The sequence below is a fragment of the Enterococcus lactis genome, assembly GCF_015751045.1.
GTDB lineage: Bacteria > Bacillota > Bacilli > Lactobacillales > Enterococcaceae > Enterococcus_B > Enterococcus_B lactis.
In genome coordinates this window covers 1-21,169 of sequence record NZ_BNJW01000030.1, presented here as the reverse complement: position 1 = coordinate 21,169, position 21,169 = coordinate 1, and the positions used below count along the sequence as shown (strand labels likewise).

The following is a 21,169-nucleotide window of genomic DNA, read 5'->3' as shown; positions in this document are numbered from 1 at the left end:
TTCCAGCTAAGTAAAGATTGACGATTTGTTGCTTGAATTCTTGTGAAAAAGTTCTTCGTGTTCTCTTAGACATAAAAATTCCTCCTGGTATATTTTCTTCTAGTCTACACACCTTAATTTTTCTGTCTAGTTAATTGTAGCCTATCCACAAAGATAAAAATAGCCCCTCGGTGAGGGGCGATACATATGCTATACATTTCTCAAGAGAGAACAAATATTCTTTGGAATCATATACTTTCTACACATTAAATCATAAGCTTTATAATTTCTTTTTTTTAAGGTAACAAAAATAGATTCTAGTTCATCTATAAATTGACTTTGCACTAAACTTCTCGAAGATAATAACAAGGTAACTGATAAAAAAAGCCCAATTATTGAATCTGAACGACCATCTTTGACTAGCATATGAGTTTTCTTGTTTTTAGAGAATAATTTAAATTCATATTTAGGTAAAACATTTTTTTCTTCCACACAGTGATTTACAATTCTTTGTCCATGCGCTACTCTATTTCGGTAAATGTGAATAAATTTCAAGGATTTTATAAATAAATTTTTTTGAGCACTAATATCTTGGATTTTTGGTTTCATAAAAACAGAAGAAATATCACTTTTAGCTTCTTTTGGGCAAATACGATACAACTCATAGATTGTTCCTAAAGAAAGTGCAGGGATGGAAATCCAAGGTGGTACATTATTATGTTCTTTTTTATAATACTCAATTGAAGGATCTCCACTTTTTTTGATGCATTTTTCTAAATGATCAATAGTGACTTCTCTTGAAGGTCGACCTTTCATCTTACCGTGTTCTACAATATATCCCCACGAATAATTGTTTTTATTTAAGTAATTAGTTTGCATTTCACCAATGTATAAAGAGATATAGTAAGAACAAGATGTTTTTAATGTAGTCTCAATCATAGAAAAATATTTGTAGAGCAACGAAGATAAGTTTTTGTCAAAATCATATATACTTAACAAATCCTCAAAGTAATTTCCTTGAAAATCATCTTCAAAATCGCCTTCAGCATTTTGAGTAGAAATCGAGAATAATTCTTTATAGCGATTTATTAATCCATAATAAGAGTTATTCATTAGTACATATTTAGCATTTTCACTGTTTTTAAATTTTAAATTTCTTTGTTTTAAAATTTCAATTTGTTCTTCTAGTGTCTTAAACGGTTTATCTGACATTTTGGTCACCTCTACAAAAAAAAGTCCCGCTATAATTGGTGCAGCGAGACATGGAAGTAATCTTCCGGATTCTTTTATTAACTAAAATATACCACTTCTTGAAATTACAGTAAAGCACTTAGAAGAAATTAGCGAAATTATTTAATTATTTTTTCCGTTCATCGACCATCTGTTCTATTTGACGTTATAAAAATAGCCCCTCAGTGAGGGGCAGTACATAATTATATTGAAAACTATAAAAATCATTCGATAAAATAGTAATGTTATCGCATATCTTCACTATCACTCATAAATAGTCACACTCCAAGATATGCGATAACAGGTTTGTTGCCACACATTCTACTGGTTGATTGTTTATGGCTTTATGTGGCAACAACCTGTACCCTTAGCTCAGTTGGTCAGAGCAGACGGCTCATAACCGTCCGGTCGTAGGTTCGAGTCCTACAGGGTACATTAATGTAGCCATTTGAATCGTTCTGTGTTAGAATTTTTTGAAGAGTATTATACAAGCTAAAGCTTTTCTTCATTGCCACTCAAATGAGTGGCTTTTTTATGTATCCTTTTATGGATTAATGAAAGGATGTTTCACATAGTTATACTTCTGTATATTTGAAAAGTTTTACTTTGATTTTTAAATAGAAAGACATTTGGGTTATATTGTGAGATAATAATAAAGAAGAGTTTAAAGCGTTCCCCAAAAACCACTCCCCCATAAGTGTGTTACGCTTTAAACTCTTTTATATTTGAAGCCATTAAAAAGCATACCATATTTTTGAAAAAAAGTGAGAAAAAAGGCTTATAATTGGAGTGGTAGTTAATTAGTGACTTATTTTTGATTTTATAGCACTGATACTATAAAATATAGATATCATCATATTACACAATCTTAATACTAACTTAAAAAATATCCCTTTTATAAGTATGGTGATAAAATCCGTTCCGGGCTACCTTTTTAGGTAGCCTACTTTAATCTTTATACCTTTCTGGATCAACGAAAGTATACTTTATATAATCATAACGCCGATGATCGCTATGTGCATCCGGCACGTCAGTCACCACATCAAACAAAAAATATACATCTTTCTTCATTCTCGTTTTCGCAGCAGGAATTTTAAAGTAGTTCTTATTAGAATAGTAGAGATTGATTAATAAGCTATCTTCGATTGCCAAAAAGAAAACTTCTGAATCCCACACCTTATAAAAATCTTTTACAAATCTATTCGAAGGATCAAATTTAAACCATAATTGTGTTTTTCCTTCCATCAGCATAAAAGTTCACCTCGAAAAGAGCATACGAACTAATGTTCTTTTTGTAAAGTAGGAATAGCGTTGATAATATGGATGGAACATATATATTAAAAAATGTTCTTTTTGAATGCTATTTTGAATGCCATTTTCATTCATTTAACGAAAATCTGCGAAAATAAAAAATGCTCAAACCCTTATAAAATAAGGATTTAAGCATCTAGCGAAATCTGCTGAAATCTCACAATGGAGACGGCGGGAGTCGAACCCGCGTCCAAACACATCGCCACTTAAAAATCTACGTTCATAGTCAACTCATTTGAGGTTTCGCTTTACAGCTTGCCGAGTGACAGGCATTCTGTATCGCTAGTCTGATATTCTCTTTTTCAACTTACAGACGGAAAGTTGAAACGTATCCCACTAAAGTTAGGACCCTTACTCGAGCACATGGGCGATGCCGAGAGGATCTACGCTAACTGTTTTTAGGCAGCTAAAGCGTAAGAGTTGTTTTCGTTTTTAGCAGTTATATTTAACTGTAACGTTTTTACGTAGACGTAACCTACGAAACGCAATTCAAGCTCGACTGTGCCTGTCGAATCCGTAACGTCCCCGTTAGCTAACAAGGGTTACGTGTATTTTTCATACAAAATCAGTATAGCACATCTTGGGATAAATTCAATAAAAAAGCGGATGCTACCCCAGTATTTATATAAAACTGTCCCTTTCTTAAGAAAAAATAAGTGATTTTTTAAGAAAGGGTCCAGTTCCGAAAAAATGACCTTAAATCAGATCAAAATGCTTCAATGCGTGGACAATTCCGCCTTCTGTATTTTTCTTTGTGATGAAAGTAGAAAGCTCTTTTAATCCATCATAGGCATTGCCCATAGCGATTTTGTTGTCGCAAGCTTCCAACAAGGCAAAATCATTCGGACCATCGCCAAATCCAAAAGTAGGAACTTCTTCTAATTGAAGTTCTTTTTTCAGTCGTTTGACACCTGCGCCTTTTGAGATTCCTTTCTTCACTGTATCAATCGAGTAAGGACCATTCCGATAAAAAGTTAGCTCAGGAAAATGTTCATGATAGTATTCGTCACCCGATTGAGATAAGATAAGTAACATATTTACTGTATTGTCTTTAAAGCCTAGAGGATCTATTTCCGGCACATCTGAATGGATAAAGTCATAAGCATCGATCATTGTTTGGCTATGACCGGTACACCAGATTTTCTGGTCGTTATAGTAAGAAAGTTCGTGCCCATTCAACTGTACATGATCATACATTTTTTGACATTCTTCTGAAGAAAATGTCTGAGAGTAGATTTCTTCACCGTTTACTCGAATGAAAGAACCGTTCATGGTGACTGCAGAAGTAATGCCCGCATCTTCCATGATCGAGTGGATTTCTGCTTCTGTACGTCCTGTGGCGATGACGGGAAGAACGTTGTTTTCTTTTAATGCGTTCATAGCTTTTGCCACTTCGGGTGTGATTTTTGACTTCCCATCTAGTAATGTTCCATCAAGATCAAAGAAAGTGATTGCACGATAATTTGACACAAATAAAACTCCTTTTTTATTGGAATAAGTTTATCTTAACAAAGAATGAACAAAAGACAAACCTTTCGTGAAGAATTCCTGAACATATTGGTTCAGTCAACAATATAGAGTATACTATAAGAAGAGAATTTAGGAGGGAAAGAATGATTTTTTTCAGTATTGGTATCTTATTCTTAATAATTGGCAGTCTTTTTCGGATTCTGCCCTCAAAAGGAAACCTGCCTTTTTATGGGTACCATTCGCCTCTTGCCGCAAAAACAGACGCTCATTGGCGACTAGCACAAAAGACAAGCGGGAACTGGTTTTTCCTTATGGGCTTACTGATGACATTGATCGGTTATTATTTAAAGACATCTGGACATACGAATTATTTTTTGATCGAGATGCTATTATTGGTATTTCCAATTATGCCCATTTTTATTATGACAGAAAAAAAATTACAGAGATATGACCTGGAAACTGGAGGGAACGATAATGAATATTTTAATGATTGAAGATAATCAATCTGTTTCTGAAATGATGCAGATGTTTTTCTTAAATGAAGGCTGGGAAGCAACCTTCAAATATGATGGAAAAGAAGGACTCGACGCCTTTTTAGAAAACCCCCAACATTGGGACATGATTACATTGGACTTGAATTTGCCTACAATGGACGGCATGCTAGTAGGAAGAGAAATCCGCAAAGTTTCAAGCACAGTGCCGATTATCATGCTGACAGCTAGAGATTCTGAAAGTGATCAGGTGATCGGCTTGGAGATGGGGGCAGATGATTATGTGACAAAACCTTTCAGTCCGCTGACGCTTATTGCTCGAATGAAAGCTTTACATCGCCGTAGCGAGTTGGCAGAAGCAAGAGAAGAAGCAGCGGTTTCAGATGACCATTTTGATATTGAGACCAGTCATTTCAAGATGAATACGAAAACACGAGAAGCATATCTGGACAATCGGCCCATCGAAGGCTTGACGCCTAAAGAATTCGATCTATTGTTTACTTTAGCAAAAAAACCACGACAAGTATTTTCTCGGGAACAGTTGCTTGAACTAGTCTGGGATTACCAGTATTTTGGTGATGAACGGACAGTAGATGCCCATATCAAGAAATTGCGTCAAAAAATTGAAAAGGTCGGACCACAAGTTATCCAAACTGTTTGGGGAGTCGGCTACAAATTTGATGATTCTGGTGTTTCCTAATGCGTTATTTGTATCAGCAACTCTTAGCTTTTTGCGGAATGGTCGCGTTGATCTTATTGATCGTCGGAGTTTCTTTTACGCAACTGACAAAACAGACGATTGAAGAAAACAATTATCAGCAACTGTTTGGATACGCTGAATCAGTTGAAAAGACAACGCAAACCTATGCCGATACACTTCCGCAGTTTAGTCAAGATCAGGCATTTCAAAATGCATTGCTGCTGACGGAGCAAGTACTGACAGAACAAAATGTGAATTTTATATTCATCGACAAAAATGAACGTGTCATTTATCCGACCAATACAGCATTGCTGAACTTTACCTTAACAACGGATCAATGGAAAAATCTGAGGAGTGGGCGTCAAGAGAAATTCACAACGAATAAAAACATTTTAGGGCAAGCACAGGCGACCTCTTACGCACTTGTACCATTCAATTTGAATCATGAATTCTATGGAGCACTTGTAGTCAGTCAACCTGCGCGAAATATCGATAACAGTGTTCGTCCAATTACACTGAACCTGTTCAAAGGTTTCATTTTTTCCAGTATTGTGGCGGTCATTGCCAGTTATGCTTTTGCAGCATTCCAAGTCAAGCGGATCAATCGTTTAAGGAATGCGACGAAAGAAGTGACGAATGGCAATTTTGATGTACAGCTTCCCGTACATGATAAAGATGAATTTGATGAGTTAGCAGATGATTTCAATAAAATGACGAATTCACTGAAAGAATCTCAAGCAGAAATCGAAGAACAAGAAAATCGTCGAAGACAATTCATGGCAGATGCTTCCCATGAGATGAGAACACCTCTTACGACAATCAACGGTCTTCTGGAAGGGTTGGAATACAATGCAATCCCTGAGAATCAGCGAGAAAATGCGATTAAATTGATGAAGAATGAAACAGAGCGTCTGATCCGTTTAGTGAATGAAAATTTGGATTATGAAAAAATCCGTACGAATCAAATCAGTATGGTCATAAAAAAATTCAATGGTACAGAAACATTGAGGAATATTGTTGCCCAGTTAGAAGCTAAAGCAGAGGCAGCAGGGGATACGTTGATACTGAAAGCTGATGATGATATCGATGTTTACGCTGATTATGACCGTTTTGTCCAAATCATGGTCAATATTATTCAAAACGCGATACAATTTACCGAAAACGGCCAAATCATGGTCACCCTGGAAAAAGGTTATCTTGAAACGATCATCACGATCGAAGATACGGGAATTGGAATGTCTGAACAACAAATGAAAAGTATCTGGGATCGCTATTATAAAGTAGATCCTTCAAGAAAAAATACAAAATATGGTGAATCAGGATTAGGTTTACCAATCGTGCAACAGCTTGTTCGCCTGCATAAAGGAAAATTAGAAGTAGAAAGCGAACTGGGAAAAGGAACGAAATTCACTGTTCGTTTGCCTGACGTAGAAATCAAAGAAGAGTAAAAAAACAAGTGATATAAAAGATCATGAATCGATCTTCTATATCGCTTGTTTTCTTATAATAAAATGACTGATTTAACCCGCAGGCTCTAAACGATCAATGTAAGGACTTTGAGCAATAGTAGCGTCATGCGTAAAGAGTAAAATACCTTGATTTTCTTCATGAGCTAAATAAGAAAGCAAGTGGAGCAGTTCTTGGATCTCCAATATACTAAGTTCATCAAAGGTGTCTTCAATAACAATATTGTTTCGTTTGGAAAGCAACGCATGAAGCAATTGAAGCTTTACTTTCTCAAAAGGCGTAAGCTCAGTCGCCGCACAATTAAGTAATGAAGAAGAGATATCAAGTTTTTCTTGATAGGCTAAACGATCTTGTTTGATTCCCTTTTCTGGTAAATCTAACAGTACATGGTCTTTGAGCTTTAGGTAAGGAAACATTGGCCAATCTTTTTGAACGATGGCGAAATTTTCCAGATTAGCAACTAGAACTTCTTTTTTTAAGTGCTCTAATATCTTATCCTGTTTTTCGAGGGGACACAAGATAACAGTCAAATGGTCAGCGTTAATCAAATATTCAGGTTTCATTACGTTTAGGCCTCCTGCTTTGCAAGTGATGGATAAAAAAAGTGAATGGGAATAGGCTGAGAATCAGACAGCACCCGCTAAGTCCAACAAGTGTTTGGGCAAAGCCTCTAAGAATATCTGTGAAAAACAGATCATTTTGAAAATCAATAGTAAAGAAAGTCTGCTGATCCATCGGAATCGTAAGTCCGCTTACTGAAGTCAAGATATCACGGATATCTGGCAGCTCAGCAGTCTTTAAGACAAGAAAATTGATCCTTTGAAGCAGTGTTTCATAAACCGACTGGAAGCTGACGATCCACAATAAAACCAAGATACAACAAAGAAAGAGAGGAAAGAACAGCTGCCAAAAAATAAAAAGGAACAGTTTGGCTTTAGAAAGACCAGTCAGGCGCCAATTCATCAATTCTTGCTGGTTTTGCCTGAGTGAATAGTAAAAGAAAAAGATAAAAAAGAAGCCAAACAGAAAAAATAAACTGAATATGCCTTTTAGATAAAATCGGCTAGCTAATTCTAAAGCCGGAAGAAGCGCCGTAGATGCAGAAGCACCGATAAATGAAAGCCGATCTTGGACTTGATTCGCTAAAGCCGATTGCAAATGGTAAAGAGTCAGGCATGCTATCAATAAAAAAGCAGAAAAGCTTGAAAATAAACAATAGAGTATTGTCTGCTTTTTGTAATAAATTAATCGAGCAGTAGCATAGCGGATCATTTTCATACTTTTCACCTCTATAAAAAGTATAAAAAATGAATATGAATAAAGTATGAAATTCCTTTAGTAAAATCACGAATTAAAACCAAAACCAGGAAACCTCTTGCAAAAAGCAAGAGGTTTTGAAAAAAGAGCTGAGACAAGATGTTTGTCACAGCTCCTTTCAGATTTGTTTTGTCATTCGGAAGAACTTGTGGTCGTTCCGTGAAGTTCTTGATACGTTTGAGTTTTATAAAGATCAACAGTTGATTGTCCGTTGTGTTGACTAAAGACACTAGTTGATTTGTCACCTAGAGATTTTTCAGCTTCTTTTAATTTCTCTAAGCCATTCTTGTAGTCATAATCACTGGTATCAATTGGGTCTAATCCACTATTCGTATAGAACCGAAGAAGATCACCGTTATTGATTTGATCAGAAACAGCTAACTGTTTATCAACTTTTTCTTTGAGTGAATCAATTTCATTTTGTACTTCCTCAGTAGGTTCAGTAATGGCCTCGCCAGTTTCGTTACTGTAGATGGTACCACCGTAGTAAGTATATTTTGGAGTAACAAAATCGCCATCACGGAAAGAAACAAGCTGTTCATGATCTTTCGAGAATAGATCTTGTCCTAACTGAATATAATTTTTTGTATCTACACCTAGTAAATGGAGCAGCGTAGGCAAAGCATCAACTTGGCCGCCATAAGTGTGATTGATCCCGCCTTGTGTTTGTCCAGGAATATGAATCATATAAGGGACACGCTGCATTTGTGCATTGTCATAATTAGTCCAAGTAGAACTCGTTTTTCCAACTAGTTCAGCTAGATTTTTATTTCTAGAATTCGAGACACCATAATGGTCACCGTAAAGAACGATAACTGAATTATCATACAAGCCGCTTTCTTTCAAATAGTTGAAGAATTCTTGTACGGCAGTGTCTAAATAATTAGCTGTCGCGAAGTAACCGTTAATCGTTTCATCGTTTGTATTGGCTAACGGGAATCCAGCTTCGTCATTGGTGAATTTCGAATAAGGATAATGGTTAGATACAGCAATCAATTTTGAATAAAATGGTTGTTGCAGACGTTCCAAGTATTGTACAGATTGTTGGAAAAATGGTTTATCATGCAAACCGTATTGGAACGAATTGTCATCATTAACGTCATAATAAGAAGAATCGAAGAAATAATCATATCCTAAATTCTTATAGGTCTCGTTTCGATTCCAGAATGTGCCGGCGTTCCCATGGAACACTGCACTTGTGTAGCCTTCTGTTTGACTTAAAATATCAGGTGCAGCTTGGAAAGTATTTTTTCCGCCTAATTGTGTGAACAAGGAGCCTTGATTCAAGCCAAACAATGAATTTTCCATCAGCGTTTCCGCATCACTTGTTTTTCCTGCTTTTACTTGATGGAAAAAGTTGTCAAAACTGAACGTGCTATTGCTGTGATAAAGACTATTGATGAAAGGTGTAACTTCATGTTGGACACCATTCTCATCTGTCAATTTATAATCGATCAAGAATTGTTGGAAGCTTTCTAAATGGATATAAATCACATTTTTTCCTTTAGCAAGTCCAAACAAATCATCATTTGGTGCTGCGTAATGTTCTTTTACATAATTTTCTACTTCTTTCATATCATTGGGGCTTGCTTCTGCCCGCACTTGGTTTGTCTGGTAAGTTTGAACGCCGTCGTAAACCATGAAAGCATTCAAGCCAAGATATTTGACCAAATAATCCCGAGAGAATGTACGAGTCAATAATTCTGGACGATCAGCTTCCGCCATAAAAAGATTTCCTGAGAAAATCATAACGGCTAATGTAGAGATTGCAAAAGCCATTCTTGCTCGAATCGGACGAGGGTCCAACTTGATTTTTTTGGCGATCAGTAGGACAGTCAAGATAATGAAATCGATCCAATAGATCACGTCATATGGGCGAAACAGTCGAATGGCACTTTCTCCCAGACCACTTGCTACTTTCCCAGCACCTAAAATCGTGTTGATCGTAATGAAGTCCGTGAATTCTCGATAATAAGTGACATTCGAAAAAACAAGCAACGTCAAAAGAAAATAAATGACCATTATCGTGATATAAGCAACTCTAGGGCGTCTGATATAAAGAGCAATTCCAAGTAATAACAGTGTAGTTGCAATAGGATTGATAAATAAGATAAAGTATTGAATGCCACTTTCAATTCCGAGATGGAAATCAACCAAATAGGCAAAAATCGTTTTCAACCAAAGTAAAACGACTAGTAAAGAAAAAAATCCGAGCCTCTTATTCAAAAAGGCAGGTGTTTTTATATATTTCAAGATAATCTTCCTTTCTGCACTTCTTAATCACAGAAGTGCCATGAAACCATGTTACACAGCTCACTTATTCTCATTTATTTTACTAGTATGACAATATAGTGTCAATTGAAACCAGAACTTTGTGCTGTTTCATTAAGGTTTTCTTTAAGCTTGATGAAAAAGAAGCAGTAAGACAAGACCTATGTTTTTTGTTATACTTGAGAAGAGAAAGCTAAAGCAGGTGAAGGAATGAAAGTACAAGTAAAAAAAAGAGCAAGCAGTCGATTGAAAAAAGGCTATCCATTGATCCAAAAAGAAGACCTTGCACATCCTCAAAAAGAAACCACGCAATGGGTGGAATTAGTTGATCCGCAAAATCAATTTATCGCAAAAGGATATTTAGGAAAGCAGAATAAAGGGATCGGTTGGGTACTGAGCCAGCAGGATATCCCATTTGATCAATCATTTTTTGAAGAACTTTTTGTGAAGTCAAAAGAAAAAAGAACTTTCTTTTTTTCAGATGATTCTACTACCGCTTTTCGTATATTCAATGGAGAAGGAGACGGAATCGGCGGTCTGATTATTGATTATTATGCAGGTTATGCTGTTTTTTCTTGGTATAACGAGACGTTATATACACATCGTGAATTATTGATTCAAGCTTTTCGTGAAATCTATCCGGAAATCATCGGTGGATATGAGAAAATTCGTTTTGAATCAGTGAATCTGCCTGAGAGCCAGTTCATTTACGGAAAAGAGGCACCGGAGCCCTTGATCGTAAAAGAAAACGGAATAAAATTTGCCGTTTATTTAAATGAAGGATTAATGACTGGTATCTTTCTAGACCAAAAAGAAGTACGGGGATCATTGGCAGAAGGTTTCGCTTCTGGGAAAACAGTTTTGAACATGTTTAGTTATACCGGCGCCTTTTCTGTTGCTGCCGCAATGGGAGGGGCAATCGAAACGACAAGTGTCGATCTAGCAAAACGCAGTTTGAAAAAAACACAAGAACAGTTTGAAGTGAATGGCCTGGATGTCGATCAGCAAAAAATCATTGTTATGGACGTATTCGAGTATTTCAAATACGCAAAAAGAAAACAATTTTTATATGACATGATTGTGTTGGATCCACCAAGTTTTGCCAGAAACAAGAAAAAAGTCTTTCGCGTAGCAAAAGATTATGGGGAACTGGTCAAGGATAGTCTGGATATTTTAGCAGAAAATGGGATACTTATTGCGTCTACAAATGCTGCAAATGTCTCGATCGAACAATTCCAAACAATGATCGAAGAGGAATTCCATGCCAAGAATGTTTCTTTTGAACAACTTGCTTTATATCGTTTGCCAAAAGATTTCCAGACGACGGATACCTTTTTAGAAGGTAATTATCTGAAAGTGTTTGTTTATCAAATTAAAAATAACCATTAGAAGGAGCGATGCAGAGTGGTTCGGATAAAGGGATTGAATATAGGAAGCGGTAGACCAAAGATTTGTGCGCCTCTTATCGGAGCCGTCCGAGAGGAAGTATTACGTGAAGCAGTTCTTGCACGTGAAGCAGGGGCCGACTTAGTAGAATGGCGAGTCGATCATTATCGTAAGGTTTTTTCTTTTGATGAAGTTGCAGAAACATTGGTTCTTATCCATGAGATGCTTGATGGACTGCCGTTATTATTTACGTTTCGTACCTTAGCTGAAGGCGGAGAACAAGACATTTCGATCCGTCAGTATCGCGACCTCTATGAACATGTGATACACACAGGATTAGTAGATATGGTCGATATCGAGTTGTTCAAAGTAGAAAGTCTAGGAAAAGGACTGATAGAGGAAATCAAGTCTTTAAACATTCCTTTAATTATCAGTAGTCATGATTTTAAAGAAACACCAGCTGACCCTGTCTTGCTTTACCGACTGAATGTCATGGAACATTTTGGCGCTGATATCGGAAAGTTGGCAGTGACTCCCAATAATGAACGAGATGTTTTGCGGTTGATGGAGTTGACTAGACGGGCAAATGCTTTTGTCTCCATGCCTATCATTACGATGTCTATGGGCGATCTGGGAAAAATTTCTCGTCTGGCTGGCGGAACGACAGGATCCGTCATGACGTTTGGTTCCTTAAGCAATGCTTCTGCTCCAGGACAATTACCGGTTAAAGCATTGAAGCAAATTATCCAATTATTAAATGAACCGTTGTAGAACAAGTTTGAGGTGATATTTTTTGGCAAAGAAAAAAATAGTAAAAACGAATGCGATCCGTATGGTCGAACAAAAAAAGATTCCCTATACAGAACACGAATATGAATGGGACGAAAACCACCTAAGTGCGTCCTCTGTCGCAGAACAGCTCCCAGAGAGCCAATCTCGTATATTTAAAACACTGGTTGCTGTGGGCAATGTGACGGGGCCTCTTGTTGCTGTGATACCAGGAGAAGCCGAATTGAATCTAAAAAAATTAGCAAAAGTTTCAGGGAATAAAAAAGTAGAAATGCTTCATTTGAAAGATTTGGAAGCAACGACCGGATACATACGTGGTGGCTGCTCGCCTATAGGAATGAAAAAACTATTTCCTACTTATTTAGATCAAATCGCAGAAAACTATGATCAAATCATTGTATCAGCTGGCAGAAGAGGGCTGCAGATGGAATTAGCTCCTCAAGATATCTGTGCATTAACGAGCGGACAATTTGCAGATATAAAACAATAAATCATACGTATAAAAGAAAGAAGGAGGCCGGGATGTTGTTTGCCCAGTCTCCTTCTTTCTTTTTTATACATTATGCTCTTTGCCCAGCATTCATTCCTGCTACATGTCCTGTAGCGAAAGCCGCTGTGATATTAAAGCCGCCAGTATAACCATTGACATCCAGTAATTCTCCGGCAAAATACAGACCATCAATGATTTTACTCTCCAACGTTTTAGGATGAATTTCCTTTAGAGAAACCCCTCCGCCAGTTACAAATGATTTCTCAATAGGAAAAGTCTTGTTGATTGATAGCTTAAACTCTTTGCATAATTGAACGAAATCTTGAATTTGTTTTTGAGAGGCTTGTTGTCCTGTTAGGCTGTCCATTTCAAGCCGCTCAAGAAAGAAAACCAACAATCGCTCAGGTAATAGACCGTGCCAAGCATTTACTAAGTTCTTTTTGGTGGCTTTACTTTTTTCTGTCAATAAATGAATAAGCTCTTGTTTGGTTTGTGTAGGGAAACAATCCAGAGAAAGCGTCACTGGTTCTCCCGTTTTCTCTAATTCTTTATTGACAAAACTTGAACAACGCAGTGCAGCCGGACCAGAAATACCGAAATGGGTGAAAAGCAAATCCATCGTATGTTCAGTCAATACACGGCCTTTTTTATTTAGAACACGTAAAGTGATGTCCTGTAAAGAAAGCCCTTGAAGTGTTTTCTCTTGAATATACGGTTCATCCGATATCAAGGGGGACTCTGTCGCATAAAGAGGCGTCACCGTGTGACCTACTCGCTTCACGATCTTGTACCCATCTCCAGTAGAACCAGTAGAGGGATAAGTCCGACCACCAGTCGTTAAGATAACGGCAGGAGCATGGAACTCTTCGAATTCCGTGCGTATACCGTAAATTTTATGTTCTTTGTGGATCAATTTCTCTACTCGAGTAGAGAATAGGATCGTCACATCTAGTTCTTTCAGACGATTAAGTAATGCTTCGATAATCGTTTTTGATTTATTTGTCACAGGAAACATCCGTCCATGATCCTCTTCTTTTAAATGTACGCCTTGTGATTCAAAGAAGTTCATGATATCGAAATTATTCCATTGCGCAAATGTACTATATAAAAACTTTCCATTTCCAGGAATATGTGCGATTAAATCATCAACAGGACGATTATTCGTGACGTTGCACCGACCACCACCTGTCATCAGTAGTTTTTTCCCTGCTTTTTTGTTTTTTTCAATCAAAAGTACGCGTGCGCCTTGTTCAGCTGCACTGATCGCTGCCATCATCCCGCTTGTTCCAGCGCCGACTACGATCACATCATACAGTTTTTCCATTCCCTCACCTCAAGGAAAGTGTAGCATATTTGAAGAAAGAAAACAGAAAAAAATGTTTTGAGCCAAAAGAGAAAATGAGCTAAAATGAGGGAAGATAAGCAAAGGAGCGTGGAACGATGACAAACGCAACAGAATATGTTCAAGCAATTCAAGAAAAGCTACATCAAAAGGATCAAGGACAAGAAGAATTTTTACAAGCAATCGATGAATTTATGCCCACAGTAATGTCTTTTTTGGACACTCATCCCGAATATATCGAAAAGAATATTTTAGAACTTTTAACAGAACCAGAAAGAATTATTCAATTTCGAGTACCTTGGCAAGATGATAAAGGAAACTGGCGAGTAAATAGAGGCTATCGTATCCAATACAATTCAGCTATCGGCCCTTATAAAGGTGGATTACGCTTCCATCCCAGTGTCAACCTAAGTATCTTAAAATTTTTGGCTTTTGAACAGATTTTCAAGAATAGTTTAACTGGTCTGCCAATCGGTGGGGGAAAAGGTGGGAGTGATTTCGATCCTAAAGGGAAATCTGATAATGAAATCATGCGTTTTTGTCAAAGTTTCATGTTGGAATTGTCAAAACATATCGGGCCATCGATTGATGTTCCTGCGGGAGATATCGGTGTAGGAGCTAGAGAAATCGGCTATTTGTTCGGCGAATATAAACGATTGAAAAAATATGATACTGGTGTGTTGACAGGTAAACCTCTAGATTTCTGGGGAAGCAAGATACGTACAGAAGCGACTGGATATGGATTAGTGTATTATGTCAAACATCTATTGAACGAAGAAAAAGATTCATTTAATCAAAAAACAGTTTTTGTTTCCGGAAGCGGGAATGTAGCTATTTATGCAATCGAAAAAGTGCAAGAGCTAGGCGGGAAAGTGGTTACATGTTCAGATTCCAACGGGTACATCTATGATCCAGAAGGAATAGATGTGAAACTATTGAAAGAAGTCAAAGAAATCAATAGACAACGTTTGACGGAATACGCGAACCAACGTCCTTCTGCTGTTTATCATGCTGGAGAATCTGTTTGGACATTGAAAGAAAAGGCGGATATCGCTTTGCCATGTGCTACTCAAAATGAAATAGACGAAAGCTTGGCTGAAATCTTAGTAGAAAATGGGATCAAAATCGTAGCAGAAGGCGCTAATATGCCATGTACAGTAAAAGCTGTTTCTGTTCTTCATGAAGCAGACGTGTGGTATTGTCCAGGAAAAGCTGCTAATGCTGGAGGTGTGGCAGTATCTGCTTTAGAAATGAGTCAGAACGCCCAGCGATTGACTTGGGAAAGAGAAAAAGTGGATGAGCAGCTGGATCAAATCATGGAAAAGATTTACCATACGTGTCGCCAAACAGCCGCTGAGTATGGCGATGAAAAGAACTTGCTTCTTGGAGCAAATGTTGCTGGATTTGAAAAAGTTGCCAAAGCAATGGCAGCAGAAGGTTTAGTTTAAAAAATGAAATTTTCTTGGAAATATTGTCAGCATTTTGTTTATTTGCTTGAAAAATAATAAAAAAAAACGTAAAGTATTACCTGTAGAGTAAACCTATAAGGAGGAGAACAAATGGCACACATTCATTTTGACTATTCAAAAGTAGCACCGTTTGTCAATGAACATGAGTTAGGGTACATGCAAAGCCAAGTAACAGCAGCCCACAACGAATTACGGGAAGGAACTGGTGCAGGAAGCGACTTCCGCGGCTGGATCGATTTACCAACGAACTATGACAAAGAAGAATTTGCACGTATCAAAGAAGCAGCTAAAAAAATCCAATCTGATTCTGAAGTATTAGTTGTTATCGGTATCGGTGGTTCTTATTTAGGCGCTCGTGCAGCGATCGACTTCTTGAATCACACATTCTTCAATCTATTAGATAGCGACACACGCAAAGCACCACAAATCTTCTTTGCCGGAAATTCAATCAGCTCAACATATATCGCTGATTTGATCGAAGTAATCGGTGATCGCGACTTTTCAGTAAACGTTATTTCAAAATCTGGAACAACTACTGAACCAGCGATTGCTTTCCGTGTATTCAAAGAGCTTCTTGTTAAGAAATACGGACAAGAAGAAGCAAACAAACGTATCTACGCTACAACAGATAAAGCAAAAGGTGCAGTTAAAGTAGAAGCAGATGCAGAAGGTTGGGAAACTTTCGTGATTCCTGATGACATCGGCGGACGTTTCTCTGTATTGACTGCTGTTGGTTTGTTACCAATCGCTGTTAGTGGAGCAGATATCGACGCATTGATGCAAGGAGCTGCTGATGCAAGCAAAGCTTATTCAAGCGACAAACTAGAAGAAAACGAAGCTTACCAATACGCAGCAATGCGCAACATTCTTTACCGTAAAGGCAAAGTAACTGAGTTATTGATCAATTATGAACCAGGAATGCAATACTTCTCAGAATGGTGGAAGCAATTGTATGGCGAATCTGAAGGAAAAGACCAAAAAGGCATCTATCCTTCAAGCGCAAACTTCTCAACTGATTTGCACTCTTTAGGACAATTCATCCAAGAAGGACGCCGCAACATTTTTGAAACAGTTGTGAAAGTTGAAAAACCTCGTAAATCAATCACGATTCCTGAACAAGCAGAAGACTTAGACGGTCTAGGCTACTTGCAAGGAAAAGAAGTGGACTTCGTAAATACAAAAGCATTTGAAGGAACATTGCTTGCTCATACAGACGGTGACGTACCTAACTTGCTAGTCAAAATTCCAGAAATGGATGCTTACACATTGGGTTACACAATGTACTTCTTTGAAATTGCTGTAGGTATTTCAGGTTACTTGAATGGCATCAACCCATTCGACCAACCAGGTGTAGAAGCTTACAAGAAAAACATGTTCGCACTTCTAGGCAAACCAGGCTTTGAAGACCTTGCTAAAGAATTGAACGAACGCCTGTAAGATAAGGGTTTCTCGCTAGATTTAAAAAATCAGTGATAGAAACATGTTCGCTTCTAAATAAAATTAGTGATAGTTTTAGTGATAGTGAACTTAAAAAAAGCACTCAATTTGAGTGCTTTTTTATTTGCTCTTCTATATAGTTTTCTAGTTGATTCATTGATCTTTTTTTCACTTCGGGAGAAATATGGGCATAGACTTGTGTAGTAGAAACATCTTTATGACCTAAAAAATCTTTGATATCTTCTAAAGGTATTCCCGCTTGTCTCGTTCTAGCTGCAAAAGTATGTCTACCATCATGCACAGTTATGTGGGGGAGACTGGCACGTTTTTCAATTCTATGAGAAGCACCGTTAACGGTTCGATCTCTTATTGGAATACCTTTATTTTTACCGTAAGTATTTATAAAAATAAATGCTTCGTGGTCATCTGTTTCAGGTAAAAAACCAAATTCTTTTATTACTTGATTTCTTAAAGTCAATAAGGCTTTCTTTACTCGTTTTGTCATAGGCAATGATCGTGTACCAGATGGGGTTTTTGTGTCATCTGTAATAATCAAACCTTTGTTAGGTCCTTTTTCAGCAGCCCCAAGTCGTTCACGATTAATATTAAGTGTATTCTGAGAAAAATCAATATCAGCCCATTGAAGCCCTAAAGCTTCTGATTTTCGCAATCCTTGATCAAATATAATAAGAAAAAAGGGATACCATATAAATGATTTTTCTTTTTTGGCAAATTCGAGAAATAGTTCAGATTGATCAAAAGTATAATATTTAACTTTCTTTTTATCAGATGGATTTCTTGGAAACTCAACAAAACTAGTAGTAGGGTTATTCTTTATATATCCTAACTGAATAGCTTTTTTGAAAGCATTGCTAAGAGTGGCGTTAATACTTTTGGCTGTTGTTACTGAGAGACCTTCCTTAGTTCTCCCCAAACCCTTTTTAGTAAGTAACTGATTGATGAATCTTTGATGATCAGCTCTAGTATATTTATCTAGTTTATATTTTCCAATATATGGATTGATGTACATTTTTATATTTGCTCTGTGAACAATTCTTGTTCCTTCTTTAACATTCATTTTATAGTTATTAATCCAATCGTCCATAAACTTTTCTATAGTCAAATTTTTAGGGTTTTTTTGTGTATATTCTTCCGAAGCTATTTCGCCTTCGACAATTTTTGCGAATCTTTCTGCTTCTTCATGACTTTTAAACCCTTTTTTATGAATCTTTTTCTGTAGCTTAGTACCAGGATCAATTCCATTTGATATATAGACTTCATAACGATATTCTTTTGATTTTTTTAAATAGTACTTTTTAATGGAAGCCATTAAAATCAATCCTTTCGTATTTCATTCCTAATAATAAGAATATTTTAGGGGAGGTATGTTATTTGAACGAATATTTAGAAAATCGTCGTATTAGCAGAGTTTTTTATACGAACTTATGTTCTTTTGCGTTTAAAAAGAAAAGCCCGAAGGCCAGTCTTTATTGTAAATTTAAGTTAATATCATATGTGTGATACGAGTTTTCATCATCATAATTATCAGTTTCATAGCTAGAATCAATCTTCAATCGAAGAGATTTGATTGAAGATGCAACAGGAAGTTTTGATAAAGGATAGATACCCCAACCATCTTTTTTTGTTCCTTTCATGAAGTCACCATCCCATGAATCATAATTAAAGACTCCGCCATCATCAACTTGCTCACCATAGTCAGTTACAATTGTGGCTTGATTAGGGTATATAGATACATCTTGTTGTGTATTATCTATGTTGTAATGCACGGCTACAAAACCATTGTATTGATTATCTGAATAGTCTTTGATATCAGTAGTTTTCACAACTGAGACCCGATCGATATTTAGGTTAACACCCGCCCAAGAATTATCATTAAAATTGGTTGAATAATCTTGTTTACCTTGTACTTCTATGGATTTTCCATCAGGTACATTATCAGCTATTTTTCCGAAATCTGAATCATTTGATAGAAGATTAGTCTTTTTTTCCACAGAGCTACTGAATTCAAGAGAAACCATTGTAGAGCTCGCAGTGGTTGTTTCTTTAGGCGTATCAGAATTTGAATTACTATTTCCACATGCTCCTAGTACAATACTAGAGAACAGAATTAATCCTAACCCAACTATTTTTTTCATTTCTTCCTCCATAACAATAAAAATATATTTACTCCCACTTAAAGGCAGGTAGTGATAGTCGCCAATTAAATTAAAAATCTATATGAATTTTTAGGAAGTCCATACAAATTTGTTAAATCTTCAATTTTTCTAGGGTATTGATCATTATCTTCTTTATAAAGAGAAATAATAAGATTGGCGGCAAAGCAATTCGCTCCGCTTTCTGATTTGCTTCTGGAGGATCGAGTAGGGACATAATAACTAGATAAACCTTGATGAAAAATTGCGTGACCTAGTTCGTGAGCACAAATATAGAACCGTTCTTCAGAATACTTTAGTTCGTGATTTAGAAGAATAACCGAACGCCCTAACAGTTCTTGAAATTGTCCCTTTGGATTATTCAAAAAAGGAACATACCTAATCTGAATATCCATTTTTTCGCAAATAGTAAAGGGATTAGCTGAATTATATTTTTGCTTCAGTTTGCCAACTAGACTAATTACGTCCATCTCCATAGAAAATCACTTCTCTTTACTTTTGTCTTCTTTTCTAAATTCCCAAAATAGACCTGTCAAAACATCTTTTACCCGTTGTTTCTCTTCATCTGTTAATGTTTCACCACCATAAGCCATGTTAACGTTGGAATCGAGCATTTTATCTAATTCAATTAAATCATTTTCATCGGCCCATTTTGGCGTTTTATTTCTTCCTAATAAATAATCAGTAGTAACATCAAAAATATTAGCTAAAGATTGAAGAATAGAAAAGTCAGGCTCTCTCTTTCCACTTTCATAGGCTGTATAAGCAGGGCGAGTAATTCCTAACTTATCAGCAACTTCTTGTTGCGTCATTTTCTTTGAAAGCCTCAATTCTTTGATTTTTTCTGGAAACATTTCGACACCCACTTTCTATATAAATGGTAACACGCTGTTACGTATAAATGAATCTAAAAACAAGTAACCTTTTGTTACTTTTTGCATTGGCAAGTAACTATGTGTTACTTATAATGTATTTGTAACGAAATGACACTTAAATAGGAGGTATATGATGAGGAAATGGCTAATTGAAAAAAGAGAGCGACAAAATCTAACTCAAGAAAAAGTAGCTAAAAGATCAGGAATTCAGCGTTCTTATTATAGTATGATTGAGAGTGGCAAAAGAAGTCCTAGTCCATTTGTAGCTATGAAAATTGCCACTGTTTTATCCTTTGATTGGACTATTTTTTTTAATCAACAAAGTAACAAAGTGACACATGGAGAGGTGATCAAATGAAAAAGAACGATAAGGATTTTCTTGAAGATAAATTTTGTACGATTGTTTTGCCAATATTACTTTCTATTATTGTTTCAATTGTCTACAAATTATTAGTTAACTAAGAAAGGAGTGCTTTTCATGTCACGACAAGAAAAAATAAACATCGTACTTGATGCAAGGCCGAGACTAGTTCACATCATCAAATGTGCCACAGATGATCAACTTGGGGAATATGTCGGAAAAGTGTTAGATGATATGGTTATGACTGTCCCGTTTACTGATGTCCCACCATTAGAAGGAATTCGTTCAGATGGGGAGCCTTTAACAATTAATGATCAATTATTTGATCCGCAAGAAAACCGATGGATTGTTTTGACGAATGTATTGGATCACAATAAGCTAAATAATCTTGAAGCAGTGTACGAGGCACTGGAAAACGAGAACGGCAATCTAAAACAGCTCAATGCCAAACTCATGCTAAATGATGTAGCAATTAAACAGGAAAACACTGCATTAAAAGAAAAAGCTGATAGTTTAGCACAAATCAATTCAAAAATGATGCTTGCTTCGATTCAAAACAGCAAGGATATTGCAGAAATTAAAGAGCAATTAAATCCAGCTTCAAAGGGAG

General features: G+C 36.5%; 21 protein-coding genes, 1 tRNA gene and 1 other RNA gene. 11 read left to right on the top strand and 12 right to left on the bottom strand.

Annotated features, from left to right (window positions below; genetic code table 11):
* Positions 1–189 precede the first annotated feature (189 nt).
* Positions 190–1,191, bottom strand: coding sequence for an Abi family protein (locus KFO35_RS12645; protein WP_002313578.1), 1,002 nt, complete (start codon positions 1,189–1,191; stop codon positions 190–192).
* Positions 1,192–1,570: 379 nt separating this feature from the next.
* Between KFO35_RS12645 and KFO35_RS12640 the strand changes: the two genes are divergently transcribed.
* A tRNA-Ile gene (locus KFO35_RS12640) sits at positions 1,571–1,644 on the top strand.
* A gap of 513 nt (positions 1,645–2,157) precedes the next feature.
* Here the strand turns inward: KFO35_RS12640 and KFO35_RS12635 are convergent.
* From KFO35_RS12635 to KFO35_RS12625, 3 genes are all read right to left on the bottom strand, one after another.
* Complete coding sequence (locus KFO35_RS12635) at positions 2,158–2,460, bottom strand: DUF5960 family protein (RefSeq protein WP_002313579.1); 303 nt, start codon at positions 2,458–2,460, stop codon at positions 2,158–2,160.
* Positions 2,461–2,680: 220 nt separating this feature from the next.
* Positions 2,681–3,047, bottom strand: a transfer-messenger RNA (tmRNA) gene (ssrA, locus tag KFO35_RS12630).
* A gap of 169 nt (positions 3,048–3,216) precedes the next feature.
* Positions 3,217–3,990 carry a Cof-type HAD-IIB family hydrolase gene (locus tag KFO35_RS12625; protein WP_081186009.1) on the bottom strand — a complete coding sequence of 258 codons (774 nt, stop codon included), beginning with the start codon at positions 3,988–3,990 and terminating at the stop codon, positions 3,217–3,219.
* Between the two features lie 143 nt (positions 3,991–4,133).
* Here KFO35_RS12625 and KFO35_RS12620 point away from each other — a divergent pair, with 143 nt between their 5' ends.
* From KFO35_RS12620 to KFO35_RS12610, 3 genes are read left to right on the top strand one after another with little or no spacing between them, the layout of a single operon-like run.
* Positions 4,134–4,484 (top strand): SdpI family protein, encoded by a 351-nt coding sequence (locus tag KFO35_RS12620; RefSeq protein WP_002290403.1) that lies wholly within the window; start codon positions 4,134–4,136, stop codon positions 4,482–4,484.
* Positions 4,465–5,181, top strand: a complete 717-nt coding sequence (locus KFO35_RS12615) for a winged helix-turn-helix domain-containing protein (RefSeq protein WP_156272397.1) — start codon at positions 4,465–4,467, stop codon at positions 5,179–5,181. Before KFO35_RS12620 ends, KFO35_RS12615 begins: the two co-directional genes overlap by 20 nt.
* Complete coding sequence (locus KFO35_RS12610; RefSeq protein ID WP_156272395.1) at positions 5,181–6,629, top strand: ATP-binding protein; 1,449 nt, start codon at positions 5,181–5,183, stop codon at positions 6,627–6,629. The genes KFO35_RS12615 and KFO35_RS12610 overlap by 1 nt, the downstream gene beginning before the upstream one ends.
* Positions 6,630–6,701: 72 nt before the next feature.
* Here the strand turns inward: KFO35_RS12610 and KFO35_RS12605 are convergent, their stop codons facing one another.
* From KFO35_RS12605 to KFO35_RS12595, 3 genes are all read right to left on the bottom strand, one after another.
* Positions 6,702–7,211 (bottom strand): hypothetical protein, encoded by a 510-nt coding sequence (locus KFO35_RS12605; RefSeq protein WP_002308814.1) that lies wholly within the window; start codon positions 7,209–7,211, stop codon positions 6,702–6,704.
* A complete protein-coding gene (locus KFO35_RS12600) occupies positions 7,201–7,926 on the bottom strand; it encodes an FtsX-like permease family protein (RefSeq protein ID WP_156272393.1) in 726 nt (241 codons plus the stop codon). The genes KFO35_RS12605 and KFO35_RS12600 overlap by 11 nt, the downstream gene beginning before the upstream one ends.
* Positions 7,927–8,097: 171 nt before the next feature.
* Positions 8,098–10,218, bottom strand: a complete 2,121-nt coding sequence (locus KFO35_RS12595; RefSeq protein ID WP_156272391.1) for an LTA synthase family protein — start codon at positions 10,216–10,218, stop codon at positions 8,098–8,100.
* A 228-nt stretch (positions 10,219–10,446) separates the two neighbouring features.
* On the opposite strand from KFO35_RS12595, the gene KFO35_RS12590 reads away from it, so the two are divergent.
* The 3 genes from KFO35_RS12590 to ybaK are packed head-to-tail and all read left to right on the top strand — an operon-like array spanning position 10,447 to position 12,901.
* Complete coding sequence (locus tag KFO35_RS12590; protein WP_002308823.1) at positions 10,447–11,625, top strand: class I SAM-dependent rRNA methyltransferase; 1,179 nt, start codon at positions 10,447–10,449, stop codon at positions 11,623–11,625.
* A gap of 15 nt (positions 11,626–11,640) precedes the next feature.
* Positions 11,641–12,393: a type I 3-dehydroquinate dehydratase gene (aroD, locus tag KFO35_RS12585; RefSeq protein WP_002308824.1), complete on the top strand. Its 753-nt coding sequence runs from the start codon at positions 11,641–11,643 to the stop codon at positions 12,391–12,393.
* Between the two features lie 22 nt (positions 12,394–12,415).
* Positions 12,416–12,901 (top strand): Cys-tRNA(Pro) deacylase, encoded by a 486-nt coding sequence (ybaK, locus tag KFO35_RS12580; protein ID WP_002290411.1) that lies wholly within the window; start codon positions 12,416–12,418, stop codon positions 12,899–12,901.
* Positions 12,902–12,971: 70 nt separating this feature from the next.
* Here ybaK and KFO35_RS12575 read toward each other — a convergent pair whose 3' ends face one another.
* The gene (locus tag KFO35_RS12575) at positions 12,972–14,225 is read right to left on the bottom strand and encodes a BaiN/RdsA family NAD(P)/FAD-dependent oxidoreductase (protein WP_002335831.1); all 1,254 of its coding nucleotides are present in this window, start codon (positions 14,223–14,225) and stop codon (positions 12,972–12,974) included.
* A 116-nt stretch (positions 14,226–14,341) separates the two neighbouring features.
* Between KFO35_RS12575 and gdhA the strand changes: the two genes are divergently transcribed.
* Both gdhA and KFO35_RS12565 read left to right on the top strand, forming a co-directional pair.
* On the top strand, positions 14,342–15,691 hold the full coding sequence (gene gdhA, locus KFO35_RS12570; RefSeq protein ID WP_070704347.1) for an NADP-specific glutamate dehydrogenase: 1,350 nt from the start codon (positions 14,342–14,344) through the stop codon (positions 15,689–15,691).
* 111 nt (positions 15,692–15,802) lie between these two features.
* Complete coding sequence (locus KFO35_RS12565) at positions 15,803–17,149, top strand: glucose-6-phosphate isomerase (protein ID WP_002290415.1); 1,347 nt, start codon at positions 15,803–15,805, stop codon at positions 17,147–17,149.
* A 103-nt stretch (positions 17,150–17,252) separates the two neighbouring features.
* Here KFO35_RS12565 and KFO35_RS12560 read toward each other — a convergent pair whose 3' ends face one another.
* From KFO35_RS12560 to KFO35_RS12545, 4 genes are all read right to left on the bottom strand, one after another.
* Positions 17,253–18,479, bottom strand: coding sequence for a tyrosine-type recombinase/integrase (locus KFO35_RS12560; RefSeq protein WP_070704344.1), 1,227 nt, complete (start codon positions 18,477–18,479; stop codon positions 17,253–17,255).
* Between the two features lie 157 nt (positions 18,480–18,636).
* The gene (locus KFO35_RS12555; protein ID WP_070704341.1) at positions 18,637–19,305 is read right to left on the bottom strand and encodes a hypothetical protein; all 669 of its coding nucleotides are present in this window, start codon (positions 19,303–19,305) and stop codon (positions 18,637–18,639) included.
* Positions 19,306–19,370: 65 nt separating this feature from the next.
* Positions 19,371–19,799, bottom strand: coding sequence for an ImmA/IrrE family metallo-endopeptidase (locus tag KFO35_RS12550; RefSeq protein WP_025477223.1), 429 nt, complete (start codon positions 19,797–19,799; stop codon positions 19,371–19,373).
* A 6-nt stretch (positions 19,800–19,805) separates the two neighbouring features.
* Positions 19,806–20,177, bottom strand: coding sequence for a helix-turn-helix domain-containing protein (locus tag KFO35_RS12545; RefSeq protein WP_002320147.1), 372 nt, complete (start codon positions 20,175–20,177; stop codon positions 19,806–19,808).
* 154 nt (positions 20,178–20,331) lie between these two features.
* On the opposite strand from KFO35_RS12545, the gene KFO35_RS12540 reads away from it, so the two are divergent.
* On the top strand, positions 20,332–20,556 hold the full coding sequence (locus KFO35_RS12540; protein WP_025477224.1) for a helix-turn-helix transcriptional regulator: 225 nt from the start codon (positions 20,332–20,334) through the stop codon (positions 20,554–20,556).
* A gap of 237 nt (positions 20,557–20,793) precedes the next feature.
* Positions 20,794–21,169, top strand: a 376-nt coding sequence (locus KFO35_RS12535; protein ID WP_244653262.1) for a hypothetical protein, incomplete at its 3' end; no start/stop codon positions are given.

Coding starts and splice junctions, on each gene's coding strand:
- KFO35_RS12645 (WP_002313578.1), bottom strand. CDS start 1,191: ATGTCAGATAAACCGTTTAAGACACTAGAAGAACAAATTGAAATTTTA.
- KFO35_RS12635 (WP_002313579.1), bottom strand. CDS start 2,460: ATGCTGATGGAAGGAAAAACACAATTATGGTTTAAATTTGATCCTTCG.
- KFO35_RS12620 (WP_002290403.1), top strand. CDS start 4,134: ATGATTTTTTTCAGTATTGGTATCTTATTCTTAATAATTGGCAGTCTT.
- KFO35_RS12615 (WP_156272397.1), top strand. CDS start 4,465: ATGAATATTTTAATGATTGAAGATAATCAATCTGTTTCTGAAATGATG.
- KFO35_RS12610 (WP_156272395.1), top strand. CDS start 5,181: ATGCGTTATTTGTATCAGCAACTCTTAGCTTTTTGCGGAATGGTCGCG.
- KFO35_RS12605 (WP_002308814.1), bottom strand. CDS start 7,211: ATGAAACCTGAATATTTGATTAACGCTGACCATTTGACTGTTATCTTG.
- KFO35_RS12600 (WP_156272393.1), bottom strand. CDS start 7,926: ATGAAAATGATCCGCTATGCTACTGCTCGATTAATTTATTACAAAAAG.
- KFO35_RS12590 (WP_002308823.1), top strand. CDS start 10,447: ATGAAAGTACAAGTAAAAAAAAGAGCAAGCAGTCGATTGAAAAAAGGC.
- KFO35_RS12575 (WP_002335831.1), bottom strand. CDS start 14,225: ATGGAAAAACTGTATGATGTGATCGTAGTCGGCGCTGGAACAAGCGGG.
- gdhA (WP_070704347.1), top strand. CDS start 14,342: ATGACAAACGCAACAGAATATGTTCAAGCAATTCAAGAAAAGCTACAT.
- KFO35_RS12565 (WP_002290415.1), top strand. CDS start 15,803: ATGGCACACATTCATTTTGACTATTCAAAAGTAGCACCGTTTGTCAAT.
- KFO35_RS12560 (WP_070704344.1), bottom strand. CDS start 18,479: ATGGCTTCCATTAAAAAGTACTATTTAAAAAAATCAAAAGAATATCGT.
- KFO35_RS12555 (WP_070704341.1), bottom strand. CDS start 19,305: ATGAAAAAAATAGTTGGGTTAGGATTAATTCTGTTCTCTAGTATTGTA.
- KFO35_RS12550 (WP_025477223.1), bottom strand. CDS start 19,799: ATGGAGATGGACGTAATTAGTCTAGTTGGCAAACTGAAGCAAAAATAT.
- KFO35_RS12545 (WP_002320147.1), bottom strand. CDS start 20,177: ATGTTTCCAGAAAAAATCAAAGAATTGAGGCTTTCAAAGAAAATGACG.
- KFO35_RS12540 (WP_025477224.1), top strand. CDS start 20,332: ATGAGGAAATGGCTAATTGAAAAAAGAGAGCGACAAAATCTAACTCAA.